The organism is Streptomyces sp. NPDC096105 (genome assembly GCF_044763335.1).
Lineage (GTDB): Bacteria > Actinomycetota > Actinomycetes > Streptomycetales > Streptomycetaceae > Streptomyces.
In genome coordinates this window covers 1-9,774 of record NZ_JBIWGC010000042.1, presented here as the reverse complement: position 1 = coordinate 9,774, position 9,774 = coordinate 1, and the positions used below count along the sequence as shown (strand labels likewise).

The following is a 9,774-nucleotide window of genomic DNA, read 5'->3' as shown; positions in this document are numbered from 1 at the left end:
ACGTGTGGGCGTTCGCGCTGGGCTGGGCGGTGCTGGCCGGCGTGGTCGGCTTCGTCTACTTCTGGAAGGCAGAGGAGAGGTACGGCCGTGGCTGACGACACGACGGGCCCGCGGGTGCCCACCGTCATCGCGGACGACCTGCACATCGTCTACCGCGTCGACGGGGCCCGGACCGGCAAGGGCAGTGCCACCGCGGCGCTCAGCCGGATCCTGCGGCGCGGCGAGGAGCGGGGCGTGCGCAAGGTGCACGCCGTGCGCGGGGTGTCCTTCGTGGCCTACCGCGGCGAGGCGATCGGCCTGATCGGGTCCAACGGCTCCGGCAAGTCGACCCTGCTGCGCGCCGTCGCCGGGCTGCTCCCCGCCGAGCGGGGCAAGGTCTACACCGACGGCCAGCCGTCCCTGCTCGGCGTCAACGCGGCCCTGATGAACGACCTCACCGGCGAGCGGAACATCATCCTCGGCGGGCTCGCGATGGGCATGTCCCGCGAGGAGATCAAGGCCCGCTACCAGGAGATCGTCGACTTCTCCGGCATCAACGAGAAGGGCGACTTCATCACCCTGCCGATGCGCACCTACTCCTCCGGCATGGCCGCCCGCCTGCGCTTCTCCATCGCCGCGGCCAAGGACCACGACGTCCTGATGATCGACGAGGCGCTGGCCACCGGCGACCGGAAGTTCCAGAAGCGCTCCGAGGCCCGCATCCGCGAGCTGCGCAAGCACGCCGGCACGGTCTTCCTGGTCAGCCACAACAACAAGTCCATCCGCGACACCTGCGACCGCGTGCTGTGGCTGGAGCGCGGCGAGCTGCGCATGGACGGGCCGACCGACGAGGTGCTGCGCGAGTACGAGAAGTTCACGGGCAAGTAGCCCGTCCGGCCCAGAGCCCCGCCGGAGCGGTCCGGCGTCCGCGAAAGACACGTCAGATCCTCGTGCGGCGCGGAGATCTGATGCCGGGCGATGTGATGTCGTGGGGCGCGGGAGACCCCCGTCGAGGAACGGCGCGTTGTACAACGTAAGCTGTACCGGTCCCCGAAAGGCGGCAATCAGGGCCATACTGCCCGACCCCCTTCCTCGGCGCCACGGGGTGGACGCCTGAGTGGCGTGTCCGAAATAGTGTGAATTGGGTCGGCAGTGTAGAACGGGAGATGTGACGGCAATGGCTTCGGAGACTCCCCGGCTGGACTCAGCGTGCGCCGTCCTCTCCCCGGGCAGCCCGCGATGACGGCCGCCGACCCGGCGCGCCCCGCCGACCTCGAACGGGCCACGCTCGACAAGGCCGCCGCCGAGAACTTCCCGGTGGCGCCGTTCTTCCTGCCCAGGGCCTGGCGCGACGACCTCATGGCCGTCTACGGCTTCGCCCGCCTGGTCGACGACATCGGCGACGGCGACCTGGCCCCCGGCGGCGCCGACGCCCGCGCCCTCGGCGTCCCCGCCGAGGAGGCCGGCGACCGCCTCGCCCTGCTGGACGCCCTGGAAGCCGATCTCCACCGGGTGTTCGACCGCGCGGGCCCGGGCCCCCGCCACCCCCTGCTGCTCCGCCTGGAACCCACGGTCCGCCGCCGCGCGCTGACCCCCGGGCCGTTCCTCGGCCTGATCGCCGCGAACCGCCAGGACCAGCTCGTCAAGCGCTACGAGACCTACGACGACCTGCTCGCCTACTGCGAGCTGTCGGCCAACCCGGTCGGCCGCCTCGTGCTCGCCGTCACCGGGACCGCCACCCCGGAGCGCATCCGCCACTCCGACGCGATCTGCACCGCCCTGCAGATCGTCGAGCACCTCCAGGACGTCGCCGAGGACCTCGGCCGCGACCGCATCTATCTGCCCGCCGCGGACATGAAACGCTTCCACGTCCAGGAGGCCGACCTCGCCGCGCCCACCGCCGGCGCCTCGGTGCGCGCGCTCGTCGCGTTCCAGGCGCAGCGCGCCCTCGACCTGCTGGACGAGGGCGCACCCCTGGTGAGCAGCGTCCGGGGCAGGCTCAGACTCCTGCTCGCGGGGTTCGTGGCGGGAGGAAGGGCGGCCGTCCGCGCGATCGCGGCCGCCGAGTACGACGTACTTCCCGGCCCGCCCAAGCCCGGCACGACGCAGCTGCTGCGCGAGGCGGGCGTGACTCTGCGAGGAAAGGGGTGATCCGGACCGTGGAGTCGCAAGCACCCGCGTCCGCACCGGTACTCGCCGCCTACAGCTACTGCGAGGCCGTCACCGGCCGGCAGGCGCGCAACTTCGCCTACGGCATCCGGCTGCTGCCGACGTCCAAACGGCGCGCCATGTCCGCCCTGTACGCGTTCTCCCGGCGGGTCGACGACATCGGTGACGGCCCGCTCGCCGACGACGTCAAGGTGGCCCGTCTCGAGGACACCCGCGCGCTGCTCGCCCGCGTCCGCGCCGGCGCGGTCGAGGAGGACGACACCGACCCGGTCGCGGTCGCCCTCGCCCACGCCGCCGCGCACTTCCCGATCCCCCTCGGCGGCCTGGACGAACTGATCGACGGCGTCCAGATGGACCTGCGCGGCGAGACGTACGAGACCTGGGACGACCTGAAGGTCTACTGCCGCTGCGTGGCCGGGGCCATCGGACGGCTCTCGCTCGGCGTGTTCGGCGCCGAGCCCGGCGCGCGCGGCGTCGAACGCGCCTCCGAGTACGCCGACACGCTGGGGCTGGCGCTCCAGCTCACCAACATCCTGCGCGACGTCCGCGAGGACGCCGAGAACGGGCGCACCTACCTGCCCGCCGACGACCTCGCCAAGTTCGGCTGCTCCGCCGGCTTCGCCGGGCCGACACCGCCGGAGGGCTCCGACTTCGCGGGCCTGGTGCACTTCGAGGTGCGCAGGGCCCGCGCCCTCTTCGCCGAGGGCTACCGGCTGCTCCCCATGCTCGACCGGCGCAGCGGCGCCTGCGTCGCCGCGATGGCCGGCATCTACCGCCGCCTGCTGGACCGCATCGAGCGCGACCCCGAGGCCGTGCTGCGCGGCCGGGTCTCCCTCCCCGGCCGGGAGAAGGCGTACGTCGCGGTGCGCGGCCTGTCCGGTCTCGACACCCGGCACGTCGCCCGGCGCACCGTCGGGAGGCGCGCCTGATGGACACCCGGTACCCGGACGGCGAGCGGGGGGCAACCCTCCGCCGCGCCGCCGCGTCCCCCACCGGGACGGCCGGCCGCGCACCTGTCACGCGGCCCGGCCGGGCAGGAGAGGGCGCATGAACCACGGCACACGCTCCGAGGGGTCCCGGCGCACGGACGGCCCGGTCCCGCCGGGACGCCATGCCGTCGTGGTCGGCGGCGGACTGGCCGGCACCACCGCCGCCCTCGCCCTCGCCGACGCCGGGGTGCGCGTCACCCTTCTCGAAGGGCGGCCCCGCCTGGGCGGACTCGCCTTCTCGTTCCGGCGCGGCGACCTGACCGTCGACAACGGCCAGCACGTCTACCTGCGCTGCTGCACCGCCTACCGCTGGTTCCTCGACCGGATCGGGGGAGCGGCCCTCGCGCCGCTGCAGGACCGCCTCGACGTGCCCGTGGTCGACGTCCGCCGCCCCGAGGGACGGCGGCTGGGCCGGCTGCGGCGCGACCCGCTGCCCGTGCCCCTGCACCTCGGCCGCAGCCTCGCCACGTACCCCCACCTCTCGCTCGCCGACCGGGCCAGGGCGGTCCGGGCCGCGCTCGCGCTGAAGGACCTCGACCTCGACGACCCCGCCCTGGACGAGGAGGACTTCGGCAGTTGGCTCGCCGCCCACGGCCAGTCCCCGCGCGCCGTGGAGGCCCTGTGGGACCTGGTCGGGGTCGCCACCCTCAACGCCGTCGCCGGCGACTCCTCGCTGGCGCTCGCCGCGATGGTGTTCAAGACCGGGCTGCTGTCCGACCCCGGCGCCGCCGACATCGGCTGGGCCCGGGTGCCGCTGGGCGAGCTGCACGACCGGCTCGCCCGCCGGGCCCTCGACGCCGCGGGCGTGCGCACCGAGACCCGCACCCGCGTCACGTCCGTCCGCGCCGACGGCGCCGGCGGCTGGACCGTCGAGGTCCCCGGCGAGACGCTCCGCGCCGACGCCGTGGTCCTCGCCGTGCCCCAGCGCGAGGCCCACGGCCTGCTGCCCTCGGGCGCGCTTGACGAGCCCGAGCGGCTGCTCGGCATCGGCACCGCCCCCATCCTCGACGTCCACGTCGTCTACGACCGCACGGTGCTCACCCGGCCCTTCCTCGCCGCCCTCGGCACCCCCGTGCAGTGGGTCTTCGACCGCACCGCCGCCTCCGGACTGCGCCACGGCCAGTACCTGGCGCTGTCCCAGTCGGTCGCGCACGACGACATCGACGCGCCCGTCGCCGCCCTGCGCGAGCGGTACCTGCCCGAACTGGAACGGCTGCTGCCGCGCACGCGCGACGCCGAGGTGCTGGACTTCTTCGTCACCCGGGAGCGCACCGCCACCTTCGCTCCCGCCCCCGGCGTCGGACGCCTCAGGCCCGGCGCCCGCACCAAGGCACCCGGCCTCTACCTGGCCGGAGCGTGGACCGCCACCGGGTGGCCCGCGACCATGGAGAGTGCGGTCCGCAGCGGCGTCGGCGCGGCGGACGCCGCGCTGGGCGCCCTCGGCCGGCCCCGCCCGCGCCACCTCTTCGCCCTCGAGGAGGCGGCCTGATGCTCCGGCAGAGCGGCGCGGCAGGTCCCCGCACCCCCGGTACCGCAACAAGAGGAGAGACTGTGCCCACTGTGCCCCCGGCCTCGCAAGCCGCTCGAAGGACCGCGGTGGACGTGTCCGCGCTCCTGGAGCGCGGCCGGACCCTGGCCACGCCGGTACTGCGGGCGGCCGTCGACCGCCTGGCGCCTCCCATGGACACGGTCGCCGCCTACCACTTCGGCTGGATCGACGCCCAGGGCCGGCCCGCGGACGGCGACGGCGGCAAGGCCGTGCGCCCCGCCCTCGCCGTGCTGTCCGCCGAGGTCACCGGCGCCGCCCCGGAGACCGGCGTGCCCGGCGCGGTCGCCGTCGAACTGGTCCACAACTTCTCGCTGCTGCACGACGACCTGATGGACGGCGACGAGCAGCGCCGGCACCGCGACACCGTCTGGAAGGTGCACGGCCCCGCCCAGGCCATCCTGGTCGGCGACGCCCTGTTCGCCCTGGCCAACGAGGTGCTCCTCGAGCTCGGCACCGTCGAGGCCGGCCGCGCCACGCGCCGCCTCACCCGGGCCAGCCGGGCGCTCATCGACGGGCAGGCCCAGGACATCTCCTACGAGCACCGCGACCGGGTCAGCGTCGAGGAGTGCCTGGAGATGGAGGGCAACAAGACCGGCGCCCTGCTCGCCTGCGCCAGCTCCATCGGCGCGGTGCTCGGCGGCGCCGACGACCGCACCGCCGACGCCCTGGAGCGGTACGGCCACCACCTGGGCCTCGCCTTCCAGGCGGTCGACGACCTGCTCGGCATCTGGGGCGACCCGGAGGCCACCGGCAAGCAGACCTGGAGCGACCTGCGCCAGCGCAAGAAGTCCCTCCCGGTCGTGGCCGCGCTCGCCGCGGACGGCCCGGCCGCCACCCGGCTCGGCGAGATCCTCGCGGCCGACGCCAAGAGCAGTGACTTCGCGAACTTCTCCGAGGAGGAGTTCGCGGCCCGTGCCGCCCTCATCGAGGAGGCCGGCGGTCGTGAGTGGACCGCCGAGGAGGCACGACGTCAGCACACCATCGCCATCGAGGCCCTCGACACCGTGGACATGCCCGACCGGGTGCGGGACCGGTTCACGGCGCTCGCGGACTTCGTCGTCGTACGAAAGAGATGATCATTATTTTCGGTCGAATAGCCCTCGCGTAGTCGCCGGCCGGTGGTACGGGAGCACCCCCACCGGCCGACGGCGGACCCACAGCAGACGCACCACTTGCAGGACTGCACGAAGGGGAAGCCATGACAGCGACGACCGACGGAAGCACCGGGGCGGCCTCGCCGTCCCGGCTCGCCGCGGCCAGCGAACACGACACCGACAGCCCCGAGGCGGCCGGGGTTCCCGACATCGCCGCCCGCGCCGTACGGCGCGCCACCGACTTCCTGCTGTCCCGTCAGAGCGACGAGGGCTGGTGGAAGGGCGACCTCGACACGAACGTCACGATGGACGCCGAGGACCTGCTGCTGCGTCAGTTCCTCGGCATCCGCGACGAGGACACCACCCGCGCCGCCGCCCTGTTCATCCGCGGGGAGCAGCGCGAGGACGGCACCTGGGCCACCTTCTACGGCGGCCCCGGCGAACTCTCCACCACCATCGAGGCGTACGTCGCGCTGCGACTGGCCGGCGACGCCCCCGACGCCCCGCACATGGCGAAGGCCTCCGCCTGGATCCGCGAGCAGGGCGGCATCGCCTCGTCGCGGGTCTTCACCCGCATCTGGCTCGCCCTGTTCGGCTGGTGGAAGTGGGAGGACCTGCCCGAACTGCCGCCCGAGCTGATCTGGTTCCCCGCCTGGGCGCCGCTCAACATCTACGACTTCGGCTGCTGGGCGCGGCAGACCATCGTACCGCTCACCATCGTCTCCGCCAAGCGGCCGGTGCGTCCCGCCCCGTTCCCGCTGGACGAACTGCACACCGACCCGGACAACCCCAACCCTCCCCGGCGGCTCGCCCCGGCCCGTACCTGGGACGGCGCCTTCCAGCGGCTGGACAAGGGCCTGCACGCGCTGCGCAGGGCCGTCCCGCGCCGGCTGCGCCGGGCCGCGATGCACACCGCCGCCCGCTGGATCATCGAACGGCAGGAGAACGACGGCTGCTGGGGCGGCATCCAGCCCCCGGCCGTGTACTCGGTCATCGCCCTGCACCTGCTCGGCTACGACCTCAACCACCCGGTGATGCGCGCCGGTCTGGAGTCCCTGGACCGCTTCGCCGTGTGGCGCGAGGACGGCGCCCGGATGATCGAGGCCTGCCAGTCCCCGGTGTGGGACACCTGCCTGGCCACCATCGCGCTGGCCGACGCGGGCGTGCCCGCCGACCACCCGCAACTGGTCAAGGCCGCCGACTGGATGCTGGGCGAGCAGGTGGTGCGGCCCGGCGACTGGTCCGTGCGCCGCCCCCATCTCCCGCCGGGCGGCTGGGCGTTCGAGTTCCACAACGACAACTACCCCGACATCGACGACACCGCCGAGGTGGTCCTCGCGCTGCGCCGGGTCAAGCACCACGACCCGGAGCGGGTGGACAATGCCATCGGGCGCGGGGTGCGCTGGAACCTCGGCATGCAGTCGAGGAACGGCGCGTGGGGCGCCTTCGACGTCGACAACACCAGCCCGTTCCCCAACCGGCTGCCCTTCTGCGACTTCGGCGAGGTCATCGACCCGCCGTCGGCGGACGTCACCGCGCACGTCGTGGAGATGCTCGCCGTCGAAGGACTCGCCCACGATCCGCGCACCCGGCGCGGCGTGGAGTGGCTCCTCGCCGAACAGGAGCCGGACGGCTCGTGGTTCGGCCGCTGGGGCGTCAACTACATCTACGGCACCGGGTCGGTGGTCCCCGCCCTGACCGCGGCCGGCATCCCGACGTCCCACCCGGCGGTCCGGCGGGCCGTGGCCTGGCTGGAGAAGGTGCAGAACGAGGACGGCGGCTGGGGCGAGGACCTGCGCTCCTACCGTTACGTCAAGGAGTGGAGCGGCCGGGGCGCCTCCACCGCCTCGCAGACCGCCTGGGCGCTGATGGCGCTGCTCGCGGCGGGGGAGCGGGACTCCGCCGCCGTCGGACGCGGCGTCACGTGGCTGGCGCGCACCCAGCGGGAGGACGGCTCCTGGGACGAGCCGTACTTCACCGGCACCGGCTTCCCCTGGGACTTCTCCATCAACTACCACCTCTACCGGCAGGTCTTCCCGCTCACCGCGCTCGGCCGGTACGTCCACGGCGAACCGTTCAGCAAGAAACCGGCCGAGGCGGCCGCCGGCGCCGGACAGGCGCTCGCCGAGGCGAAGGGCGGCTGATGAGCGGCCGGCCCGCCCCCGCCCCGCTGCTGATCGCCTGCGCGCTCGGCATCGAACAGCTCGCGCTGCGCAGGCGGGAGCACACCACCCCGGGCGGGCCGGTCACCGTGCTGCGCACCGGCATGGGACCTGCGGCGGCCGAGCGGTCCGTCACCCGGGTGCTCGCCGACCCGGCGCTGCACGGCGCCGCCGTCCTCGCCACCGGCTTCTGCGCCGGCCTCGCCCCCGGCATGCACCCCGGCGACCTGGTCGTCGCCGAGGAGACCCGGGACCCGCGCGGCAGCGTGCCCTGCGTCGGCACCGAACTGCTGGTGAAGGAGCTGGTGCGCGCGGTGCCCGGACGCACCGTGCACACCGGCCCGCTCACCGGCTCCGACCACGTCGTCCGCGGCCACGAACGCTCCGGCCTGCTCGCCACCGGCGCGATCGCGGCGGACATGGAGTCGGCGGCCACGCTCCTGAGTGCCGTCCGCGCGGCCGAGCGCCCGGTTGCGGCCGTCCGGGTGGTCGTGGACGCTCCTGAACACGAACTCGTCCGCATCGGCACGGTCCGCGGTGGAATATCGGCTTTCCGTGTCCTTCGTTCCGTCCTTCCGGCTTTCTATGAATGGCACCGTTCCTTGCTGCTCCCCAGGAGGTGAGCCAGATGGCCATGCCGCTGCGTCAGTCCGTCAAGGTCGCTACATACTTGGCCGAACAGAAGCTCCGCGGGCGGGACAAGTTCCCGCTCATCGTCGAACTGGAACCGCTCTTCGCCTGCAACCTCAAGTGCGAGGGATGCGGCAAGATCCAGCACCCGGCCGGTGTGCTCAAGCAGCGCATGCCCGTCGCGCAGGCCGTCGGCGCCGTCCTGGAGTCCGGGGCGCCCATGGTGTCGATCGCCGGCGGCGAGCCCCTGATGCACCCCCAGATCGACGAGATCGCGCGCCAGCTGGTGGCCCGCCGCAAGTACGTCTTCCTGTGCACCAACGCGCTGCTGATGCGCAAGAAGATGGACAGGTTCACCCCTTCCCCGTACTTCGCCTTCGCCGTGCACATCGACGGGCTGCGGGAGCGGCACGACGAGTCCGTCGCCAAGGAGGGCGTGTTCGACGAGGCCGTGGCGGCCATCAAGGAGGCCAAGCGGCGCGGCTTCCGGGTCACCACCAACTCGACCTTCTTCAACACCGACACCCCGCAGACGGTCGTCGAGGTGCTCAACTACCTCAACGACGAGCTCGAGGTCGACGAGATGATGATCTCGCCCGCGTACGCCTACGAGAAGGCGCCCGACCAGGAGCACTTCCTGGGCGTGGAGCAGACCCGGGAGCTGTTCAGGAAGGCCTTCGCGGGCGGCAACCGGCGCCGCTGGCGGCTGAACCACTCCCCGCTGTTCCTCGACTTCCTCGAGGGCAAGGTCGACTTCCCGTGCACCGCCTGGGCGATCCCCAACTACTCCCTCTTCGGCTGGCAGCGTCCCTGCTACCTGATGAGCGACGGGTACGTGCCGACCTACCGGGAACTCATCGAGGACACCGACTGGGACCGGTACGGCCGTGGCAAGGACCCGCGCTGCGCCAACTGCATGGCCCACTGCGGCTACGAGCCCACCGCCGTCCTCGCCACCATGGGCTCGCTGAAGGAGTCCCTGCGCGCCCTGCGCGACACCGTCTCGTCGAGCAGGGAGCGAAGCGGATGACCACGGTCTCCCTGGGCCTCCCCGAGGTCCCGGCCACGCTCGCCGTGCGCCGGAAGAGCCGGCAGATCCAGGTCGGTTCGGTGGCGGTGGGCGGGAACGCGCCGGTGTCGGTGCAGTCGATGACCACGACGCGGACGTCGGACATCGGCGCCACGCTGCAGCAGATCGCGGA

9 protein-coding genes and 1 pseudogene are annotated in these 9,774 nt (G+C 73.2%); all 10 read left to right on the top strand.

From position 1 onward, the window contains the following. Positions 1-95: pseudogene (locus tag ACIQ8B_RS32680) on the top strand (ABC transporter permease); the annotation flags it as partial. Then, entirely contained in the window at positions 88-867 is a 780-nt protein-coding gene (locus tag ACIQ8B_RS32675) for an ABC transporter ATP-binding protein (protein ID WP_403551932.1), read from the top strand. The pseudogene ACIQ8B_RS32680 and the gene ACIQ8B_RS32675, both read left to right, overlap by 8 nt. A gap of 351 nt (positions 868-1,218) precedes the next feature. Continuing rightward, positions 1,219-2,130, top strand: coding sequence for a squalene synthase HpnC (hpnC, locus tag ACIQ8B_RS32670; protein ID WP_403551936.1), 912 nt, complete (start codon positions 1,219-1,221; stop codon positions 2,128-2,130). Then, positions 2,127-3,077: a presqualene diphosphate synthase HpnD gene (gene hpnD / locus ACIQ8B_RS32665; protein WP_290011726.1), complete on the top strand. Its 951-nt coding sequence runs from the start codon at positions 2,127-2,129 to the stop codon at positions 3,075-3,077. The genes hpnC and hpnD overlap by 4 nt, the downstream gene beginning before the upstream one ends. 118 nt (positions 3,078-3,195) lie before the next feature. Next, positions 3,196-4,626 (top strand): hydroxysqualene dehydroxylase HpnE, encoded by a 1,431-nt coding sequence (hpnE, locus tag ACIQ8B_RS32660; RefSeq protein WP_403551930.1) that lies wholly within the window; start codon positions 3,196-3,198, stop codon positions 4,624-4,626. A gap of 71 nt (positions 4,627-4,697) precedes the next feature. After that, complete coding sequence (locus ACIQ8B_RS32655; RefSeq protein WP_290011733.1) at positions 4,698-5,762, top strand: polyprenyl synthetase family protein; 1,065 nt, start codon at positions 4,698-4,700, stop codon at positions 5,760-5,762. Between the two features lie 122 nt (positions 5,763-5,884). After that, positions 5,885-7,924 (top strand): squalene--hopene cyclase, encoded by a 2,040-nt coding sequence (gene shc, locus ACIQ8B_RS32650; RefSeq protein ID WP_290011729.1) that lies wholly within the window; start codon positions 5,885-5,887, stop codon positions 7,922-7,924. Then, positions 7,924-8,565 carry a 1-hydroxy-2-methyl-2-butenyl 4-diphosphate reductase gene (locus ACIQ8B_RS32645; RefSeq protein ID WP_403551928.1) on the top strand — a complete coding sequence of 214 codons (642 nt, stop codon included), beginning with the start codon at positions 7,924-7,926 and terminating at the stop codon, positions 8,563-8,565. The genes shc and ACIQ8B_RS32645 overlap by 1 nt, the downstream gene beginning before the upstream one ends. 5 nt (positions 8,566-8,570) lie before the next feature. Further along, complete coding sequence (gene hpnH, locus ACIQ8B_RS32640) at positions 8,571-9,602, top strand: adenosyl-hopene transferase HpnH (protein ID WP_106411361.1); 1,032 nt, start codon at positions 8,571-8,573, stop codon at positions 9,600-9,602. After that, positions 9,599-9,774 (top strand): flavodoxin-dependent (E)-4-hydroxy-3-methylbut-2-enyl-diphosphate synthase (locus tag ACIQ8B_RS32635; protein ID WP_403551934.1); only part of this gene is annotated, 176 nt, incomplete at its 3' end. The genes hpnH and ACIQ8B_RS32635, both read left to right, overlap by 4 nt.

Coding starts and splice junctions, on each gene's coding strand:
- hpnE (WP_403551930.1), top strand. CDS start 3,196: ATGAACCACGGCACACGCTCCGAGGGGTCCCGGCGCACGGACGGCCCG.
- hpnH (WP_106411361.1), top strand. CDS start 8,571: ATGGCCATGCCGCTGCGTCAGTCCGTCAAGGTCGCTACATACTTGGCC.
- shc (WP_290011729.1), top strand. CDS start 5,885: ATGACAGCGACGACCGACGGAAGCACCGGGGCGGCCTCGCCGTCCCGG.
- ACIQ8B_RS32645 (WP_403551928.1), top strand. CDS start 7,924: ATGAGCGGCCGGCCCGCCCCCGCCCCGCTGCTGATCGCCTGCGCGCTC.
- hpnC (WP_403551936.1), top strand. CDS start 1,219: ATGACGGCCGCCGACCCGGCGCGCCCCGCCGACCTCGAACGGGCCACG.